The sequence below is a fragment of the Kribbella sp. NPDC054772 genome (assembly GCF_053611945.1).
Genome location: NZ_JBSHBJ010000015.1, coordinates 23,174 through 42,041, shown reverse-complemented (window position 1 = coordinate 42,041; position 18,868 = coordinate 23,174). Strand labels below are relative to the sequence as shown.

The 18,868-nt window shown below is 69.3% G+C and carries 17 protein-coding genes; 3 read left to right on the top strand and 14 right to left on the bottom strand.

Features of this window, described 5'->3' with window-relative positions; all coding sequences use genetic code 11:
• Nucleotides 1-384: 384 nt before the first annotated feature.
• Nucleotides 385-1,053 (bottom strand): Type 1 glutamine amidotransferase-like domain-containing protein, encoded by a 669-nt coding sequence (locus tag ACWGID_RS23030; RefSeq protein ID WP_452199637.1) that lies wholly within the window; start codon nucleotides 1,051-1,053, stop codon nucleotides 385-387.
• Between the two features lie 216 nt (nucleotides 1,054-1,269).
• On the opposite strand from ACWGID_RS23030, the gene ACWGID_RS23025 reads away from it, so the two are divergent.
• Nucleotides 1,270-3,162 carry an alkyl/aryl-sulfatase gene (locus ACWGID_RS23025; RefSeq protein ID WP_452199635.1) on the top strand — a complete coding sequence of 631 codons (1,893 nt, stop codon included), beginning with the start codon at nucleotides 1,270-1,272 and terminating at the stop codon, nucleotides 3,160-3,162.
• Between the two features lie 23 nt (nucleotides 3,163-3,185).
• Here the strand turns inward: ACWGID_RS23025 and ACWGID_RS23020 are convergent, their stop codons facing one another.
• Together ACWGID_RS23020 and ACWGID_RS23015 are read right to left on the bottom strand one after the other, a co-directional pair.
• Entirely contained in the window at nucleotides 3,186-4,016 is an 831-nt protein-coding gene (locus ACWGID_RS23020; RefSeq protein WP_452199633.1) for a uracil-DNA glycosylase, read from the bottom strand.
• A 107-nt stretch (nucleotides 4,017-4,123) separates the two neighbouring features.
• Nucleotides 4,124-5,560 carry an MFS transporter gene (locus ACWGID_RS23015; RefSeq protein WP_452199631.1) on the bottom strand — a complete coding sequence of 479 codons (1,437 nt, stop codon included), beginning with the start codon at nucleotides 5,558-5,560 and terminating at the stop codon, nucleotides 4,124-4,126.
• Between the two features lie 131 nt (nucleotides 5,561-5,691).
• Between ACWGID_RS23015 and ACWGID_RS23010 the strand changes: the two genes are divergently transcribed.
• Nucleotides 5,692-6,267, top strand: coding sequence for a TetR/AcrR family transcriptional regulator (locus tag ACWGID_RS23010; protein WP_452199629.1), 576 nt, complete (start codon nucleotides 5,692-5,694; stop codon nucleotides 6,265-6,267).
• Nucleotides 6,268-6,541: 274 nt separating this feature from the next.
• Here ACWGID_RS23010 and ACWGID_RS23005 read toward each other — a convergent pair whose 3' ends face one another.
• The 6 genes from ACWGID_RS23005 to ACWGID_RS22980 are packed head-to-tail and all read right to left on the bottom strand — an operon-like array spanning nucleotide 6,542 to nucleotide 11,296.
• A complete protein-coding gene (locus ACWGID_RS23005) occupies nucleotides 6,542-7,480 on the bottom strand; it encodes a Ppx/GppA phosphatase family protein (RefSeq protein ID WP_452199627.1) in 939 nt (312 codons plus the stop codon).
• Complete coding sequence (locus tag ACWGID_RS23000; RefSeq protein ID WP_452199625.1) at nucleotides 7,473-7,955, bottom strand: DUF501 domain-containing protein; 483 nt, start codon at nucleotides 7,953-7,955, stop codon at nucleotides 7,473-7,475. The genes ACWGID_RS23005 and ACWGID_RS23000 overlap by 8 nt, the downstream gene beginning before the upstream one ends.
• Nucleotides 7,952-8,560: an FtsB family cell division protein gene (locus ACWGID_RS22995; RefSeq protein ID WP_452199623.1), complete on the bottom strand. Its 609-nt coding sequence runs from the start codon at nucleotides 8,558-8,560 to the stop codon at nucleotides 7,952-7,954. Before ACWGID_RS22995 ends, ACWGID_RS23000 begins: the two co-directional genes overlap by 4 nt.
• A gap of 31 nt (nucleotides 8,561-8,591) precedes the next feature.
• A complete protein-coding gene (gene eno / locus ACWGID_RS22990; RefSeq protein WP_452199621.1) occupies nucleotides 8,592-9,872 on the bottom strand; it encodes a phosphopyruvate hydratase in 1,281 nt (426 codons plus the stop codon).
• A gap of 60 nt (nucleotides 9,873-9,932) precedes the next feature.
• Nucleotides 9,933-10,457: an RNA 2'-phosphotransferase gene (locus tag ACWGID_RS22985; RefSeq protein WP_452199619.1), complete on the bottom strand. Its 525-nt coding sequence runs from the start codon at nucleotides 10,455-10,457 to the stop codon at nucleotides 9,933-9,935.
• Nucleotides 10,454-11,296 (bottom strand): LysR family transcriptional regulator, encoded by an 843-nt coding sequence (locus tag ACWGID_RS22980; RefSeq protein ID WP_452199617.1) that lies wholly within the window; start codon nucleotides 11,294-11,296, stop codon nucleotides 10,454-10,456. The genes ACWGID_RS22985 and ACWGID_RS22980 overlap by 4 nt, the downstream gene beginning before the upstream one ends.
• A gap of 69 nt (nucleotides 11,297-11,365) precedes the next feature.
• Here ACWGID_RS22980 and ACWGID_RS22975 point away from each other — a divergent pair, with 69 nt between their 5' ends.
• Nucleotides 11,366-11,830 carry a hypothetical protein gene (locus tag ACWGID_RS22975; RefSeq protein WP_452199615.1) on the top strand — a complete coding sequence of 155 codons (465 nt, stop codon included), beginning with the start codon at nucleotides 11,366-11,368 and terminating at the stop codon, nucleotides 11,828-11,830.
• Nucleotides 11,831-12,064: 234 nt separating this feature from the next.
• Here ACWGID_RS22975 and ACWGID_RS22970 read toward each other — a convergent pair whose 3' ends face one another.
• The 5 genes from ACWGID_RS22970 to pth form a co-directional block, all read right to left on the bottom strand.
• Nucleotides 12,065-12,907, bottom strand: coding sequence for a phosphotransferase enzyme family protein (locus ACWGID_RS22970; protein ID WP_452199614.1), 843 nt, complete (start codon nucleotides 12,905-12,907; stop codon nucleotides 12,065-12,067).
• Nucleotides 12,908-13,010: 103 nt separating this feature from the next.
• Complete coding sequence (locus ACWGID_RS22965; RefSeq protein WP_452199612.1) at nucleotides 13,011-13,985, bottom strand: MazG family protein; 975 nt, start codon at nucleotides 13,983-13,985, stop codon at nucleotides 13,011-13,013.
• Between the two features lie 6 nt (nucleotides 13,986-13,991).
• Nucleotides 13,992-14,615, bottom strand: coding sequence for a hypothetical protein (locus ACWGID_RS22960; protein ID WP_452199610.1), 624 nt, complete (start codon nucleotides 14,613-14,615; stop codon nucleotides 13,992-13,994).
• 28 nt (nucleotides 14,616-14,643) lie between these two features.
• On the bottom strand, nucleotides 14,644-18,276 hold the full coding sequence (mfd, locus tag ACWGID_RS22955) for a transcription-repair coupling factor (protein ID WP_452199608.1): 3,633 nt from the start codon (nucleotides 18,274-18,276) through the stop codon (nucleotides 14,644-14,646).
• Nucleotides 18,273-18,848 carry an aminoacyl-tRNA hydrolase gene (pth, locus tag ACWGID_RS22950; protein WP_452199606.1) on the bottom strand — a complete coding sequence of 192 codons (576 nt, stop codon included), beginning with the start codon at nucleotides 18,846-18,848 and terminating at the stop codon, nucleotides 18,273-18,275. The genes mfd and pth overlap by 4 nt, the downstream gene beginning before the upstream one ends.
• Nucleotides 18,849-18,868 lie beyond the last annotated feature (20 nt).

The window sequence follows — 18,868 nt, the reverse complement described above, 5'->3', positions numbered from 1 at the left end:
TGGCAGTCGGCACTGGGGTCGGTACCGGCGACAGACTCGTCGACGTCGACGTCGCTTGGCCGCCAGGCTGGAGCGTCGCGATCCGTGATGGCGTGGTTGCCCTGATCGATGGAACAGGGCAGACAGTTGCCGGCGTGGGCGACGAGGTGTGGGTTGGCGGAGGTTTTATGACCCCCGACCGGGCCGATGTCGTGCCGTGCACGGGGCACGACTCGGTATTCCAGGCGAGTGGGCTCTCGCGACCTTGAACCTGCGGCCCCGGCTTGGCGGGCGATGGAGCCCGGCGCCGCCGCGAGACGACATCCGTACATGTCGCTGTCGATGAAGCACGGAACTGCCGAGACCTGCGCTGCTCCCCGCGCCCTACGCAGGTAAGTGGTCCGGCTAGGCGGGGAAGGATTTCCAGTGGCCTTCTGAGATGACCTCTGTGGTGCCGTTGAGGACCTTGATGGCGGTTTGGTCGTCTATGGCGTAGGCGGGGCCGGTGATGTCGGCGGCCCATTGTTCTGCGTTGGCGAGGGTGTTGTTGGGCATTAGTTCGTGGTCCAGGTGGGGGTAGATCGAGAAGTCGACGACACCTAGGGTGCGGTCGTCGGGGGCGGCGGGCCAGTTGACGAAGTCTTTGCCGATGCGCGGGGTCATGACCATGCTGCCGGCGCTGAGTCCTACCCAGACTGTGTCGGGGAGCGACGGGAAGACCTCCGCCAGCCCTGACTCGCGCATCCAGTGGTTCAGGTACGTCGCGTCGCCGCCGTCCACCAGGAGTACGTCGGCCTCGCGGACCCACGGGACCCACCGCTCCTCGCCGATGCTGGGCAGTGCGGTGAGCTCCAGGACGCCCAAGGAGGCCCAGTCCAGGCTCGTCATGCTGTGCCACGGAGGTATGCCGGCGACGAAGTTGCGCACGGAGGGAGGCCCGAGCATCGGGTGGCCCCACTGCGCCGTGGGGATGCAGAGCGCGCGGGACTCGGAGATCGGCTTGCCCAGCAGATCGACGAGCGCATCGCGGATGCTCTCGTTCGTCACGCCGCCGGATGTGAGAAGAAGCTTCACAACGCCTCCCGAGTTGATTCGTGTGACAGGCACCGCGGACACGTCATCGCCTGACCCCTTATGTCTGTGGCGGCCTCGAACGGCCGCCATTCACCTGTACTACGCACACTACGGTCCGGATACGACAATCTCCGGAGCGTCGAATGTCGCGACCGGTTGTCGGCCTCATCCCGGGAGGGGGAGGACCCGGAGTACCGGAACTGGTCAGATGCGGGGATGACGACCCCACGTGAGGCCAGCGCCGCCGTTCGCGAGCAACACCGGGCCGCATTGGCGGACCTGCCGATGTCCGACACCGCCGACTTCGACGCGACCTCTCGGGGCCTGATCGCCGAGCTGCGTCCAGGCATCGTGCGGTCCACCGGCGGCGACGTGCTGTGGGACAACGACTCGTACGGCTTCCTGACCGGCGAGGCGCCCGACTCGGTGCACCCGAGTCTGTGGCGGCAGTCCCAACTCGTCGCGCGGCAAGGGCTCTTCGAGGTGGTCGAGGGCATCTACCAGGTCCGCGGGCTCGACCTTTCGAACATCACGTTCGTCGAAGGCGACACCGGGCTGCTCGTCATCGATCCGCTGATCTCGTCCGAGACGGCCGCCGCCGCGCTCGCCCTGTACCGCGAACACCGCGGTGACCGTCCCGTCCACGCGGTCGTCTACACCCACTCGCACGTCGATCACTTCGGCGGCGTGAAGGGCGTGGTCACCCAGGAGGACGTGACCGCCGGTCGCGTACGGATCATCGCACCGGAGGGTTTCACCGAACACGCCGTCTCCGAGAACGTCTACGCAGGCACGGCCATGGCCCGACGGGCCGGATACATGTACGGCGCTGCGCTGGCGCGCGGGCCGCGCGGGCAAGTGGGCGCCGGGCTCGGCCAGACCACCTCGACCGGGACGGTCACGCTGATCGCGCCGACCGACTTCGTCTCCACCACCGGCCACGAGGAGACCGTGGACGGGATCCGGATGACGTTCCAGATGGCACCCGACACCGAAGCGCCCGCGGAGATGCTCATCTACTTCCCCGATCGCAAGGCACTGTGCGCCGCCGAGGACGCCACCCACACGCTGCACAACCTGCTCACGCTGCGCGGCGCGCTGGTCCGCGACCCACACGGCTGGTCCCGCTATCTCACCGAGACCATCGACCTGTTCGGCGCGGACCTCGAGGTCGTCTTCGCCTCTCATCACTGGCCCACCTGGGGCAACGAGCGAGCGGTCGGCTTCCTGAGGCTGCAGCGCGACCTGTACGCCTATCTGCACGACCAGACGCTGCGGATGCTGAACCAGGGACTGACCGGTGCCGAGATCGCCGAACAGCTCCAGCTCCCGCCCGCCTTGGAGAACGCCTGGCACGCGCGCGGCTACTACGGCTCGGTCAGCCACAACGTGAAGGCGATCTACCAGCGCTACATGGGCTGGTTCAACGGCAACCCCGCCGAGCTCTGGCGGCACCCACCCATCGAAGCCGCCAAGCGGTACGTCGAGTTCATGGGCGGAGCCGACGCTGTCGTGGCCAAGGCCAAGTCGTCGTTCGACCAGGGCGACTTCCGCTGGGTCGCGGAGGTGGTCAACCACGTCGTGTTCGCGGAGCCGGACCACGCCGAGGCCCGCGCCTTGCTCGCCGACACCTACGAACAGCTCGGCTACGGCTGCGAGAACGGCACCTGGCGCAACTTCTACCTGTCCGGTGCGACCGAGCTGCGCGAGGGAAACTTCGGTACGCCGGCGCAGACCGCCGCGCTCGACATCATCGCGAATCTCAGCCCGTCGATGCTGTTCGACGCCCTCGCGATCCAGATCGACGGACCACGCGCCTGGGACGAGACGCTGACGGTCGACGTCGCCTTCGACGATCTCGACGAGCGCTATCGGCTCAGCCTGTCCAACGGCGTCCTCAGCTACAGCTCGGCTCCACAACGCGGAGCGGCCGACGCGACGCTGAGCATGCCTCGCGCGGCGCTGCCGGTTCTCGCCCAGCAGACGACCGATCCGGGTCAGCTGGCCGCGGCCGGCGTCAAGGTCGCCGGTGACGCGACAGTCCTCGGCCGGCTCTTCGGCCTGCTCGACCCCGGCGACCCGAACTTCAGCATCGTCACCCCCGACTAGCAGACACCCGACAAAAGCGACTTTCAGAGACCCGCGAGCGACTTCGCGCGGTTCAGGACTGCGTCCATCATGGGTGCGGTGAGTTTGCCGGTGAACGTGTTCTGCTGGCTGGGGTGGAAACAGCCGAGGACGGTGACTTCACCTTGCGGGGTTGAGATCCGGTGCTCCACGGCGTGGCCGAACTTGGGGCGCGGTCTGGGGATGGTCGCGCCGAGTGCGGCGAGGCCGGCGAGCAGGGCGTCGTACCCGAACTTGCCCAGGCAGACGATGGCCTGGGTGGTGGGTAGGACCAGTTCGAGTTCGCGGCGGAACCAGGGGCTGCAGGTGTCGCGTTCGGTCGGGGTCGGCTTGTTGGCCGGTGGGGCGCAGCGGACTGCGGCGATCATCCGGGTGCCGGTCAGGTGGAGGCCGTCGCCCGCGTGCTCGCTGGTGGGCTGGTTCGCCAGGCCCACGCGGTACAGGCTGGCGAAGATCCAGTCGCCGGAGCGGTCGCCGGTGAAGACCCGGCCGGTGCGGTTGCCGCCGTTGGCCGCCGGGGCCAGGCCGGCGATCACGATCCGCGGCGCGGGATCGCCCCAGCCGGGGATCGGGCGGCCCCAGTACGGTTGATCGGCGAAGGACTTGCGTTTGCCGACGGCGACCTCTTCGCGCCAGTCGACGAGCCGTGGGCAGGCGTGGCAGACCGAGACCCGGGCCTCCAGTTCCGCCAGGTCGTCGGTCGCCGCGAGCCGGACGACCTCAGGGGCATCGTGAGCCACCCGAGTACGGCGTACGGCGGGATCCTCCGGCCACCCGGTTCCGGGCGGCACCGGGCTGTCGAACAACTCACCGGTCAACGGGTGCGGAAGCTCCATCCGGTCAGCCTAAGCTCACCACGCCACCCACGTGGTTGCCGTCGTACCGCTGGCTGGTGGGAAACTTTTTGCCGCCTGGTGACCAATTGTTTCCCAGCAGAGGGTGATCAGGCGGCGAGTTCCTCCTCGCGGGGGTTCGGTACGGCGGCTGCGGGTGGGAGCGACGTACGGCGTTTGCCGGGGATGGCCAGCGCCAGTACGACGGCTGCGGCGGCGAAGGCGGAGAGCAGGAGGAACGTGTTGGTGAAGCCGGACTCGGCGGGTAGGCCGCTCGGCTGGGTGTGGGCGGTGATGATGGAGCTGGCGAGGGCCGTGCCGATCGAGCCGCCGATGGTGCGGATGTTGGCGTTCATGCCGGTCGCGGCGCCGGTCTGCTCGCGGGGCACGTTCTGGACGATCAGGCTGGTCATGGAGGCGTAGGCGAGGCCCAGACCGGTGCCGAACAGGGCGGTCGAGAGTGCGACCTGCCACGGGTGATCGTGGAACTCCGCGAACAGCAGCGCGGCGACCAGGTTCAGCGCGGAGCCCCAGACGACCTGCGCCTTCGCGCTGAACCGCGGCGCGAGCGGACCGCTCACCGACCCGGTGATGGCCATCGTGACCAGCATCGGCAGCATCAACAGACCGGCCTGCGTCACGCTCGACCCAAAGCCGAAACCAGCCGCCTTCGGGATCTGCATGAACTGCGGCACGAAGGCGTAGACGGCGAACATCGCGGCGCCGAACAGCAGCGCGACCAGGTTCGTGGTCCAGACCGCGGGCACGCGCATCATGCGCATGTCGATCAGCGGGTTCCGCGACCGCAGCTCGACCGTGATCCAGGAGGCGAACAGCACGACCGCGGCGGCGAGCAGACCGAGGGTCCGGAACGAGCCCCAGCCCCACGAACGGCCGGCGCTCAACGGGAGCAGCAGCGCGATCAGCCAGCCGGACAGCAGCGTGGCGGCGACCCAGTCGATGCGGCCCGGGACCCGGTTCGGGGACTCGGCGACGTAGCGCCGTACCACCAAGGTCGACAGCGCGACCACGATCATCGGGATCCAGAACAACCAGCGCCAGCCGAGCCCTTCGACGATCGGGCCGGCCAGCACGATGCCGAGACCGCCGCCGGCCGCGATGATCGCCGACACGACGCCGACGACCGACGGCACCCGCTCGGCCGGGAACTCGTCCCGGATGATCCCGAACGACAACGGGAACACGGCACCGCCGACGCCCTGGAAGACGCGGGCGGCGATCAGTACGCCGACATTCGGCGCGAGCGCGGCGATCAGGCAGCCGATCGCGAGCGCGACCAGCGCGATGAACAGCGTGCGCTCCTTGCCGACCATGTCGCCGATCCGGCCGAGCAGCGGCGTCGCGACCGAGACCGAGAGCAGCAACGCGGTGAAGACCCAGGTGACCGTGCTCGGGGTGGTGTGCAGGTCGTGCTGGATGACGGGCAGCGCCGGGCTCACCAGCGACTGCAACATCGAGAACGAGGCGACCACCGTGGCGAGCACCGCCAGGGTCAGCCGCGGGTTTCCAGACCTGATGACAGGCATGCAGAAGTCCTTCAGAACGGAGGTTTGCGCGCCGGGACCCCGGCGTGAGAGTTCCCCGGCCTGCTAAAGTCGAGGTGTGCCTCCACTATAGCGGAGGCAAGCCTCCGGTAACAACTGGCTAAGGTGAGCGAATGGTGAGCGATCAGAGCAGGCCCGCGCTGCGGGTCGACGTCCGGCGGCCGCAACGGGCGGACGCGCGGCGGAACTTCGACGCCCTGCTCGCCGCCGCCCGGGACGCGTTCGCGTCGAAAGGCGTCGACGCGTCCCTCGAGGACATCGCCCGCCAGGCCGGCGTCGGGATCGGCACCCTGTACCGCAACTTCCCGAACCGCCAGGACCTGCTCAACGCGGTCTACTTCGGCGAGATCGAGGAGCTGTGCATCGCCGCCGAGGACGTCGCGGAACTGCCGCCGTGGGAGGCACTGACCACCTGGCTGCACCGCTTCTTCGGGTACGCCGCGACCAAGCGCGCGATCTGGGAGTCCCTGAACCGCGAGACCGAGAGCTTCAAGGCCGCCCGCGCGGCGATGTACGCCGCCGGGACGCCACTGTTCGAACGCGCGCAAGAGGCCGGCGAGGCCCGTAAGGACGTGTCGTTCGACGACCTGCTCCGGATGGTCAGCGGTCTGACCGCAGCCGGCTTCGTCGACCAGGACCAACGCGACCGAGTCCTCACGATCGCGCTGGACGGCGTCCGTACCCGCTAACCCCGCACACCCCAACCGCCGCCGGGGCGGAAGTCCGGGGCGGAAGTCCGGGGCGGAAGTCCGGGGCGGAAGTCCGGGGCGGAAGTCCGGGGCGGGGCGGGGGCAGGACGAGGCAAGGCGGGCCGGGGCGCTGCAGCGCGCCAGGGCACCGGGTGGACACCGGATCCTGGGCCAGCGTCGGGGTGGTTACACAGGTTCCGGTGGGCTTGGACAGGTTATTGCCTGTGGCTGGACCCGGCTTCCTGTTCAGGCTTTGGGGTGTGGATGGTGCGGGTTAGGCCAGCGAGAGGGCGGTGCCGTCGAGGATGTCGTGTTCCGAGACGGTCAGGGTGTCGATGGGCAGGCGGTCCGCGAGGCGTTGGAGGATGAGGGCGCCGGCACCGATGACATCCACCCGGCCGGGGTGAATCGCGGGAATGCCGCGGTCCGCGCGCGTCGACGTGGTGAGCCAGCTTGTGGTGGCGCGCAACTGGTCGGCGGTGAGGCGGGAGTGGTGTACGGCGGTCCGGTCGTACTCCGGAAGCTCCAGCGCGACCGCCGCGACGGTGGTCGCGGTGCCGGCGACCGCGATCAGGCTGCGGGCCTCGGCGAGCGGGACCTTGGTGGCGTCGAGGAGCGCATCGATGTCGCGAGTGATCGCGGCGAGTTCCGCCGGGGTGGTCGGGTCGGTCCTGACGTGGCGCTCGGTGAGGCGGACGGAGCCGATGTCGAGGGACTGCGCCGCGATCACCCCGTTGGCGTCACCAAGGACGAGCTCCGTCGAGCCGCCGCCGATATCCGCGACCAGGTACGGCGCGGGCAGGTCGAGCGAGGTGGTGGCGCCGCGGAAGCTGAGTTCGGCCTCTTCCTCGCCGGAGATGATCTCGGGATCGACGCCGAGCCGGTCGCGGATGCCCGCGAGGAACTCGTCGCGGTTGCGCACGTCCCGGGCCGCCGAGGTGGCGACGAAGCGGACCCGAGTGGCACCCGACGCGCGGATGACCTCGGCGAACTCGTCACCGGCGGCGAACACGCGCTCCAACGCGGCGGGCGCGAACGCCCCGGTGGCGTCCACTCCCTCGCCGAGGCGGACGATCGTCATCCGGCGATCGACCTCGACGAGTTCCCCGTCGCTCAGGTCGGCGATGAGCAGGCGGATCGAGTTCGTCCCGCAGTCGATCGCCGCAACTCGCACCGCCGCCCGCCGCTGGACCGACGCCCCGAGCTCAGACACAGGGGCCTCGGCGGCCCCAGTCGTCGAGCGCCTCCAGGGCCTCGTCGCCGAGGGGGTTCACGCCGGGGCCGGCCGCCAGGGAGTGGCCGACCAGGACGTGCAGGCACTTCACCCGGTTCGGCATGCCGCCGGCGGTGATGCCGGCGATCTCCTCGACGTGTTCGATCGACTCGCGGTGCTCGAGGTACGCCTCGTGCGCGGCCCGGTAGCGGGCGGCGAGGTCCTCGTCCTCGGCGAGCCGGTCGGTCATCTCCTTCATCATCCCGGAGGACTCGAGAGTGCCGATCGCGGACGCGAGCCGGGGGCAGGTGACGTAGTACGTCGTGGGGAACGGCGTACCGTCGGGGAGCCGGGGCTCGGTCTCGACCACGTCGGGCAGGCCGCAGCTGCAGCGGTGCGCGATGGATCGGATGCCGCGGGCGGTCCGGCCCAGCTGCTGGCTGACTGCTTCTTGATCGGCGGAGCTGACGGTCACCTGGTTACCTTAGGTGACGGCGTCAGGATCGGTAGCGGGGTGGGCTTCGCCGCGGTCGGCGGCGTCACCGGCGCGGGTGGCTTCCCGGCGCCCTCCACGCTCCCCCAGAGCTTGGTGTACCAGGTCGGCTGCTGCGTGTTCGTCGTACCGTCCGCGGGCGTCGACGGCTCCGGCGGGGCGCCGACCGGTTTCCCGTCCGCGCCGATCACGCGGTACCCGACCTCGCCGGGCATCACCCAGCCGAGCCGCTGCCGCGCCTGCGCCTTCACGTAGGCGTCGTCGTCCCAGCGGGCGATCTCGTCGTTCAGTTCGCCGACCCGCTTCTGCCGGTCGGCGATCTCCTGGTTCAGCGCGCTGATCTGCTGGTGCTGGTCGAACCAGACCCGCAGGCTCTGCGCGTAGGACACGATCAGCGCCCCCAGCACCAGCAGTACGACGGCCGCGCGGCCGGTCAGGTTGCGGGACCCGCGGGTGCGCTCCGGTCCGGCCTGCGGACCCGCCGTACGGCGCTTCGGCTGGTCGCCCCGCCGGGCCGGTGGACGCGACTGGTTCCGGCTCGACGGACGCGAGCCGGGGCGTGCACCGGAATCCCGACGGGACGGCATACCTGAACCTCCCAAAAATCAGACGCAGTCGTCAGCCCTGGAAGCGCGGGAAGGCCGAGCGACCGGCGTACGTCGCCGCGTCGTCGAGCTCCTCCTCGATCCGGAGCAGCTGGTTGTACTTCGCGGTGCGGTCGGACCGGGCCGGGGCGCCGGACTTGATCTGGCCACAGTTGGTCGCGACCGCGAGGTCGGCGATCGTGGTGTCCTCGGTCTCGCCGGAACGGTGGCTCATCATGCAGGTGAACCCGTTGCGGTGCGCCAGGTCGACGGCGTCCAGGGTCTCGGTCAGCGAGCCGATCTGGTTCACCTTGACCAGCAGGCTGTTCGCCGACTTCTCGGTGATACCGCGCTGCAGCCGCTCCACGTTGGTGACGAACAGGTCGTCGCCGACGATCTGGATCTTGTCGCCGAGCTGACCGGTCAGGCCCTTCCAGCCCTCCCAGTCCTCCTCGTTCAGCGGGTCCTCGATCGACACGATCGGGTACGACGCCACCAGGTCGGCGTAGTAGGCGATCATCTCGTCGGCGGACTTCTTGCCGCCCTCGAACGCGTACACGCCGTCGGTGTGGAACTCGCTCGCCGCGACGTCCATCGCCAGCGCGATGTCCTTGCCGGCCTGCAGACCGGCCTTCTCGATCGCGGTGATGATCAGGTCGAGCGCGTCGCGGTTGCTCGGCAGGCTCGGGGCGAAACCGCCCTCGTCACCCAGGCCGGTGGACAGGCCGCGCTCCTTCAGCACCGCCTTCAGCGCGTGGTAGACGCCCGCGCCCTGCATCAGGGCCTCGCCGTACGTCGCCGCGCCGATCGGGGCGATCATGAACTCCTGCACGTCGACGTTGCTGTCCGCGTGCGCGCCGCCGTTGAGGATATTCATCATCGGCACCGGCAGGACGTGCGCGTTCGGGCCGCCGACGTAGCGGAACAGCGGCAGGCCGGAGCTGTCCGCGGCGGCCTTCGCGACCGCCAGGCTGACGCCGAGGATGGCGTTCGCGCCCAGCTTGGCCTTGTTCGGGGTGCCGTCCAGGTCGAGGAGCGCGTGGTCGATCAGGCGCTGCTCGTGGACGTCGTACCCGACGATCTCCTTGTCGATGTCCTCGAGGATCGCGGTGACGGCCTTCTGCACGCCCTTGCCGCTGTACCGCTCCTTGTCGCCGTCGCGCAGCTCGACAGCCTCGAACTGGCCGGTGGACGCGCCCGACGGGACGGCCGCGCGGGCGACGGTGTCGTCGTCGAGCAGAACCTCGACCTCGACAGTGGGGTTGCCGCGCGAGTCGAGGATCTCGCGCGCGCCGACGGCCTCGATGGTGGCCACATTGACTCCCAAATTCTCGATGACGAATCGCTCCTGAGCCTAGTCCCCAGACCAGCAGGCTCAGTGGACCGCGTCGACCCTAACAATCGCATCCGCAGGTACCTCGCGCGTCAGTAACACTCCGTTGGGCGCCCGATAGACCGCCAAATCCGCGCAATCCACGCCCAGCAAGACTTCTACGCTCGTCCGCCGCCCGACCGGACTGTCCTTCGACGGCGCCAGATGCACGTGGGTACGGCGTCCCGCGTTGAGCCCCTCCCGCTGGATTGCGAGCAGCGCGACGCGATTCGTGCCGTGCCACAGGAGATCGTCGGGATATACCCGTTCCCAACTGTTCTCCAACCCTTCACGTGTCACGGGCATCCCCGCCAGTGAATGCCCCTGACACGCTCGGATCCGGTCTCCGTCCACCTGTAACCGATGTTTGTCGTTCTCACGCACAGCGACGTCCAACCGGTCACGGCTCAGGCTGAGCAGCGTGAGTACGTCGGAGATCGTTGCCCACCCATCCGTACTCATCGTGAGCCCGCGCTCACCTGCCGTGTGGCGGAGCAGGCGGGAGATCGCTCGGCTGTCACGGCTCACGCCAGCGCCCTCCTGAATTCGTCCACCCGCTCGTCGCGGTCCGGTCGCGAGATCACGTAGTACCGCACCGGTGGGAGGTCCTTGACCGGGATCTTCCGGACCGTGCTCGTGGTCTTGACCGAGCCGTTGACGACGGCCGGTCCTATTCCGAGACGGACGAAGTGGACCAGCAGTTCCCACCCTTCCGCCTCCACGGCGACGGACCAGCGCAGGCCTTGGTCCAGCATGCTCCGCTCGAGCTGCTGCCGGTGCGGGCGATCCTTCGGCGGTACGACGAGTGCTTCGTCCTGCAGGTCTTTCAGCCGTACCGTGCGCCGCCCCGCCAGACGGTGACTCTTCGGAGTGATCAGCACTTGTGGGGCCTGGGTGAGCAGCGTGCAGTCGAGATCGTCCGGTGGGATGCCGAGCGCGGTGACGCCGATGTCGGCCGAGCCGTCCCGGACCGCGGCCAGGGTCGCTGTTGCGTCGCCGGTCCGCAGGCGGAGCTCGTGTCCGCGGCTGAGTACGCGCTTGAGCGCGTCGCCGAGCAGATACAGGTAGGTGCCCGAGCCCGCGATCAGGACGAGCGGTCGGGGCGGTGCGGCGTCGAGCGTGCGCAGGAAGTCGGCTGCGCGGTCGCGACTGTCGTTGGCAAAGGCAGCGAGCCGCTCCCCCGCCTCGGTCAGCTGCAACTGCCGGCCGACCTTCACGTACAGCTTGGTGCCGAGCCGCGTTTCCAGCTTGCGGATCCGGGCATGCAACGCGGGCTGACTCACGTGCAGCTCCGCAGCCGCCCACGTGAAGTTCCGCTCCACCGCGAACACCACAAACGCCCGCAGATCCTCCGCCACCAGTTCCATCACCACAAACTATAGCTATGTCGATAAGAACTAGTTCTCCCCGATAGCTCAAGCGCGCAGGCTGAAGGTATGAAGAGATTGGGAATCGACATCGGGCGCGTGATCATCGACGGATCATCCGGTCCCGGCGACACGGCGTTCTTCTCCGGCGACACCGCGGCGATGCTGCGAACTCCCGCCGTACCAGGGGCTTTCGAGGCGATCGCGCGGTTGGTGCCGCTGTTCGACGAGGCGTGGCTGGTGTCGAAGTGCGGGCCGCGGATCCAGCAGCGGTCGCTCGAATGGTTGCGGCATCACCGCTTCTTCGAGCGGACCGGCGTACCGGCCGGCAACGTGCGGTTCTGTTTGCGGCGGCCGGAGAAAGCCGTGCACTGTGCGGAGCTTGGGATCACGCACTTTGTCGATGACAAGGCGGATGTGATCGCCGCGATCAGCGCGGTGGTGCCGCACCGCTACCTCTTCAGGGAGTGGAGAGCGACAGAGGTGGCGGTGCTCGGTGACCTGCGGGCCGAACGGGCGGCCCGCGCCGGATAGATGTACAGCTAACGCTTCGTGGTGTCGCTCAGCACCACGTCACGAGGACATTGCATTCTGGCGCCGCACTGGATGCGGCTGCTGGGGTGGCGACGCCGCCCAGGGCCAGGATCGCCAGTCCGGCCATCACGATCAGCTTCTTCATTGTTCCTCCTTCCCGCGACTAAGGTGGGCGTCATTCTCGCCACGAATCGGTCAGAAAACCATGGCTGAGCCCGATCTGGTGCAGTCCGCCTACAGCCCGAACGAGCGACGGGCGTCCGCGAGGCCCTTCTGGTTCTCGGCCGGCGAGGTGATGCCGACGCGGACGTCCTCGGTGCAGCGCCAGGCGAAGTACGCCGCTTGTACGGCGTACCGAACCCGGAGAAAGGTGTCGAGCCCGCGGTGCACTTCGTCGGCCAGATCGGGGCGTCTGGCAACGTACGAGGGGACGATGTGGGCTGAGCCGTTGTACATCACCGCCGACGCGACGTCGTACAGGATCGGGCCGTGCATGGCGGCGCCCCAGTCGATGAGCGCGAGTCCGCCGTCCGGCTGCCGCAGGAAGGCTTCGGCCGCCGGGTCGCCGTGCAGGCCGGACCAGGACAGGTCGTCGAGCGCGAGCGCGTCCGAGACGGCAGCCTCGCAGGCGGGACGGATCCAGGGCTCGAAGTCCAGGTAGTCCCCCCAGTCAGTGACGATCCCGAGCCAGGACTCCAGGTCGCCAGGCTCCCGCGCCGACAACTCGTGCACCTGCCCGAGCAGACCCCCGATGGCCCGCTGATCAGCCTCGGCGCGGCCGAGGGGTGTACCGTCGACGAACTCGAGCACGCCGACCACACGACCGTCGACCCGCTCGGCGATCCGGCCCGCTGAACTCCGCAGCGGCCGGCCGGTCGTCACACCGACACGGTCGAGCCGCTCGGCGAGCTCCAGCCCCGGCGCGAACCCGTTGTCGCGCCCGTCGACCGTCTTGACCACCACCCGCCACCCAGCACCGGCCGCCGCCCAGGTGAACGACCCCATCCCACCCTCGAGCGGCTCAACCGACGACGGCGTCAGCCCCCAGTGCTCCCGCAGTACCTCGGCGACGTCCATCCCCACACCCTGTCAGCCGACGGCTCGGGGCGCCGCTGAATTTCCCGATGGCGGGCTATTTCACCGCTGGCGCCCTGCAACGCGTCATCGGTGAAACAACCCGCTAGCGGTCAGCTTCGGCGGCCCGGATCTCGTCGGTGAGGGCGGTGATCGCGGTGCGGAGCGCCTGTTCGGCGTCGATGCCGCGGGCGCGGGCCTCGCGAACGATCTCCAGGAGCTGCTCGCCGACGTCCGAATCACCGGCGACGGGCGGTTCCGCCGGAAGGACCTTGGCAGCGCGGCCGAGGACCTTGTCGGCCAGGGCCAGCGCCGGGAGGGCCAGCGGGATGCCCTCGAGAACGGAGGAACGCTGCTTCTCGGCGGCCTTGATCGACTCCCAGTTCGCCTCGACCGCGGCCGCGTCCTTGGCGTCGACCGTGCCGAAGACGTGCGGGTGCCGCCGGATCAGCTTCTCGACGATGCCGCCGGCCACGTCGTCGATCGTGAAGCCCTCGTCGGGATCGTCCTCCGCGACCCGGGAGTGGAACGCGACCTGCAGCAACAGGTCCCCCAGCTCCTCGCGCAGGTGCTCCCGGTCCCCGGTGTCGATCGCCTCGAGCGTCTCGTACGTCTCCTCGAGCAGGTACTTCGCGAGGCTCTCGTGCGTCTGCTCCTGGTCCCACGGGCAGTTCCGCCGCAGGCGATCCATCACGCGCACCAGATCGATCAGCCGCGCGCCAGGCACGTCGTACGACCCGTGCAGAATCTCCACCGCGTACGACGGCTCGCGGACCAGCTCGTCGGACACGACGCGGAGCAGGCCCGGCTCGCCGTCGTCACCGGTCAGCCAGACGACTTGTCGCCCTTCGGCCGCCGCAGCGGACAACCACGTCCAGGCGGCGGCGACCCCGGACTCGACCTGCGTGACGACCAGACCGGAACCAATCACGGCCTGGACGTCGGGCCGGTCCGGACCGCCCGCGGCGCCGATCTCGTCGGCCGCTTCGAGCGCCTGCCAGGTCGCGCGGGTCAGCAGCCCGGGAGCGACGCGAGGACTCGTGAGGACGACCTTGATCCCGCCGGCGGGCTGGTCAGGCATCCGCAATCAGCCCTGGCCCTGCTGCTGTTGCGCGGCGTTCTCGGCGGCCTTGCGCTTGGCGGCGGTCTGCGGGGACTCCTGGGACAGCGACCCGGAGATGCTGGTGTCCAAGGTGCCGTCGGTCCACTTGCCGAACCGCGGCGCGACGGTCACGTCGATGCTCTTCGCCGCCTCCCGGAGCGCGAGCACGCCCTGCTGCAGCTTGGTCTGGTTCTGCAGGTCCTGGATCGAGCCACCGGCGAGCTTCACGGTGACGACCGAGGAGGTCCCGACCGCGTTCAGGAAGTCCCGGGTGAGCGGGTCGCTCTGGAACTTCTGGAACGCCGCCTCGTCGCCGCCGACCGCGGCCCGGGCCGCCTCGCTGGTCTCCGCGGGGCTGACCGAGATCGACTTCTCCTGCTGCACCTCCGCGGTCAGCGCGTTGCTGACCAGCGTGTTCAGCGCGGCGTTCGCGTTGAAGTTCTGCCCGAGGGCCGTGGTGACCGCCCGCGAGGTCTGGTCGACGTCGCTGATGCTGATCTCGGTGCTGCCGACGACGGCCGCCGCACCCGGGTGGGTACCCGCCGCGCATCCACCGGTCAGCAGCACGATCGCTGCCACCGTACCGAGTGCCCGAAGCCGTGTGCTCACCGAATCTCCTCGTATCTCTTCAAGGGTTTCACGCCGGCACCACGATAGGTTCGGCGATCACGTCGTCGATCAACCGGGTGCACCACTGCAGCAGCTCCTGGTCACGCAGCGGCTGCCCACCGATCTGCCTGGTCGCAGGTCTCGGCACCAGAATGGTATGCAGTTGCGGCTTCACCAGACTCTTCGGGTACAGCCTGTTGAGCCTGAGCACCTTCGAGTCGGGCAGCTCGACCGGCCCGAAACGGATCATGTTTCCCTGCAGTGTGACGTCGTGCAGCCCCGCCCGGCGGGCGTGGTTGCGGAACTTCGCCACCTCAATCAGGTTCAGCACCGCCTGCGGAATGTCGCCGTACCGGTCGTGCAGCTCCTCGACCAGCTCGGCGATGCCTTCCTCGTCGCGGACGGCCGCGAGCCGCTGGTACATCTCCAGCCGCAGCCGCTGCGACGGGATGTAGTCGTGTGGGAGGTGCGCGTCGATCGGCAGCTCGATCTTGACCTCGGGCTCCTCGGCCTGGGTGTCACCGCGGTACTCCGCGACCGCCTCGCCGACCAGCCGGACGTACAGGTCGAAGCCGACGTCCGCGATGTGCCCGGACTGCTCGCCACCGAGCAGGTTGCCCGCGCCGCGGATCTCCAGGTCCTTCATCGCGACCGCCATACCGCCGCCGAGGTCGGCGTGCTGGGCGATCGTCGCCAGCCGGTCGTGCGCGGTCTCGGTGAGCGGCTTCTCGGGCGGGAAGAAGAAGTACGCGTACGCGCGCTCCCGGCCCCGGCCGACGCGGCCGCGGAGCTGGTGCAGCTGGGACAGGCCGAGCAGGTCGGACCGTTCCACGATCATCGTGTTCGCGTTCGAGATGTCGATCCCGGACTCGACGATCGTCGTACACACGATCACGTCGGACTGCTTCTCCCAGAAACCCTGGATCACCTGCTCGAGGTGATGCTCCGGCATCTGGCCGTGCGCGACCGTCACGCGCGCCTCCGGCACGAGCTGGCGGATCCGGGCGGCCGCCTTCTCGATCGTGTTCACCCGGTTGTGGACGACGAAGACCTGGCCCTCACGGAGCAGCTCGCGCCGGATCGCCGCGGTCACCTGGTGCTCGTCGTACGCGCCGACGAAGGTCAGCACCGGGTGCCGTTCCTCCGGCGGGGTCGCGATCGTGGACATCTCGCGGATACCGGTGATCGACATCTCCAGCGTTCGCGGGATCGGCGTCGCGGACATCGTCAGTACGTCGACCGCGGTACGCAGCCGCTTCAGCTGCTCCTTGTGCTCGACGCCGAACCGCTGCTCCTCGTCGACGATCACCAGCCCGAGATCCTTGAACGCGACCTCGCCACTGAACAGCCGGTGCGTCCCGATCACCACGTCGATCGACCCGTCGGCCAGACCGTTGACGGTCTCCTTGGCCTCCTTGTCGGTCTGGAACCGCGACAGCGGCGCGACGTTCACCGGGAACGCGGCGTACCGCTCGGCGAAGGTCGCGTAGTGCTGCTGCACGAGCAGCGTCGTCGGCACCAGTACGGCGACCTGCTTGCCGTCCTGCACCGCCTTGAAGGCCGCGCGGACCGCGATCTCGGTCTTGCCGTAGCCGACGTCACCGCAGACGATCCGGTCCATCGGCATGACGCGCTCCATGTCGTGCTTCACGTCGTCGATGGTGGACAGCTGGTCGGGCGTCTCCACGAACGGGAACGCGTCCTCGAGCTCACGCTGCCACGGGGTGTCCTTGGCGAACGCGTGCCCCTTGGTCGCCTGGCGGGCGGCGTACAGCTTGATCAGCTCGCCGGCGATCTGGCGGACGGCCTTGCGGGCGCGGCCCTTGCGCTTGGCCCAGTCGCCGCCGCCCATCTTGTCCAGGGTCGGCTGCTCGCCACCGACGTACCGGGTGACCTGGTCGAGCTGGTCGGTCGGCACGTACAGCCGGTCGCCCGGTTGGCCGCGCTTGCTCGGCGCGAACTCGATCACGACGTACTCGCGGGTGGCCTTCTGGCTGCCCGAGCCGACGGTGCGCTGCATCATCTCGACGTACCGGCCGACGCCGTGCTGCTCGTGCACGACGTGGTCGCCGGGCTGCAGCTCGAGCGGGTCGATGGTCTTCTTGCGGCGCGACGGCATCCGTTGCTGGGAACGGCGTTCGGCCGCCGAGCGCTGGCCGGCCAGGTCGTTCTCGGTGAGTACCGCGAACTTGATGCCCTCGGCAATGAACCCGTGATCCAGCTGGCCCTGCGAGATCTGCACGACGCCGGGCTCGGGGATCTCCTCGATGCCCTCGACCACCCGCGCCGCGAGCTCGGCCTCGGCCAGCACCTCGGCCAGCCGTTGCGCGGGACCGTGGCCCTCGGTGACGGCGACGACGCGCCAGCCGTCACGCAGCCAGCCCCGGATGTCCTCGATGGCCGCGGCGGTCTGACCGAGGTACGGATCAACCTCGCGCACCGCCAGCTGACGGCTGGTGACCGCTCCGGACTCCGTGTCGATGTCGAACGCGACCCGCTCGCCCATCGAGTCCCGCAGTTCCGCGGTGTCGTCGACCGGCGCCGCCGCGAACGGCGACAGGCTCCACCAGGCCAGGCCCCGGGTCAGCGCCTGCGACCGGACGTCGCCGAGCGACATGTACGCCGCCGCGCCCAGGTCGATCGGAGCCTCGCCACCACCGGCAGCCGCGGCCCACGACGCCTCCAGGAACTCCTGGCTGGTCGCGACCAGGTCATGCGCCCGGGCCCGGACCCGCTCGGGGTCGCTGACCACCACGTGCGTACCGGCCGGCATCAGGTCGACCAGCAGCTCCATGTCGTCGACGAGCACCGGCGCGAGCGACTCCATACCCTCGACGGCATGCCCCTCGGCGAGCTTCTCGAACAGCTCGGCCAGCTCGGGGTGTTCCTTCGCCAGTTCGGCGGCCCGGGCGCGCACCTCGTCGGTCAGCAGCAGCTCACGACAGGGCGGCGCCCACAGTCCGTGCTCGGCGATCTCCAGCGAGCGCTGGTCGGCGACCGCGAAGTACCGGATCTCCTCCACGTCGTCGCCGAAGAAGTCCACCCGCAGCGGGTGCTCCTCGGTCGGTGGGAAGACGTCGATGATGCCGCCGCGGACCGCGAACTCACCGCGCCGCTCGACCAGGTCGACCCGGTGGTACGCCGCCGCGGCGAGCCGCTCGACGACGTCCTCGAGCTCGACGGTGTCGCCGACGTGCAACTGCACCGGCTTCAGGTCCGCCAGCCCGGCGACCTGCGGCTGCAACACCGATCGCACCGGCGCGACCAGGATCTTGATCGGGCCGGTGGTCTCGTCGGACGGATCCGGGTGCGCGAGTCTCCGCAGTACGGCGAGCCGCCGGCCGACCGTGTCGGAGCGCGGCGACAGGCGCTCGTGCGGGAGCGTCTCCCAGGCCGGGTAGTAGGCGACCGAACCGGGCTCGTCGACCAGGCACTGCAGCGCCTCGGTGAGCTCCTCGGCCTCGCGGAAGGTGGCGGTGACCGCGAGCACCGGGCGATCGGCGCCGTGCTGCTGCGCGGCCAGGGCGGCGAGTAGCACCGGGCGGACCGGCATCGGCGCGCTCAGGTCGAGGGTCGTGACGGCGTCCCCGCGGGCGTCACGAACAGCCTCGGCGACCACCTTGTCGGTGATCAGCGTCTCTACGAGACCGCTCAGCTTCACGAGTTGTACCGCCCTTGGGTCGCGTCGAGGCCGTCGGTCATGAGGCACTCCACCGCGTCCGCGGTCCGGTCGACGGCGAACGGAAGATCCTTGCGTTCGGTCGAGGAGAACTCGTTCAGCACGAAGTCAGCCGGTGCCTGGCGGCCCGGCGGACGACCCACACCGAACCGAACTCGATAGTACTCACCGGTGCCAAGCGACTTCCGCAGCGACTTGAGCCCGTTGTGGCCGTTGTCGCCACCGCCGAACTTGCACCGCAGGACGCCGAAGTCGATGTCCAGCTCGTCGTGCACGACCACCAGATTGGTCGGGTCAAGCTTGAAGAACTTCAGCAGCCCGGAGACCGGTCCGCCGGATTCGTTCATGTACGCGCGGGGCTTGGCCAGCACCGTCCGCAGGCCGCTGATCCGGGTCTCGATCACCTCGGCCTTGACCTGCTTGCTCTGCTTCCACTTGCCGCCGGTCCGAGCGGCCAGCTCGTCGGCCACCAGGTGCCCGATGTTGTGCCGGGTGCGGGCATAGGAAGGGCCGGGATTCCCCAGTCCGACGACCAACCACACGTCGTCCGCCACGGATCCCGGCCCTCCAGAAG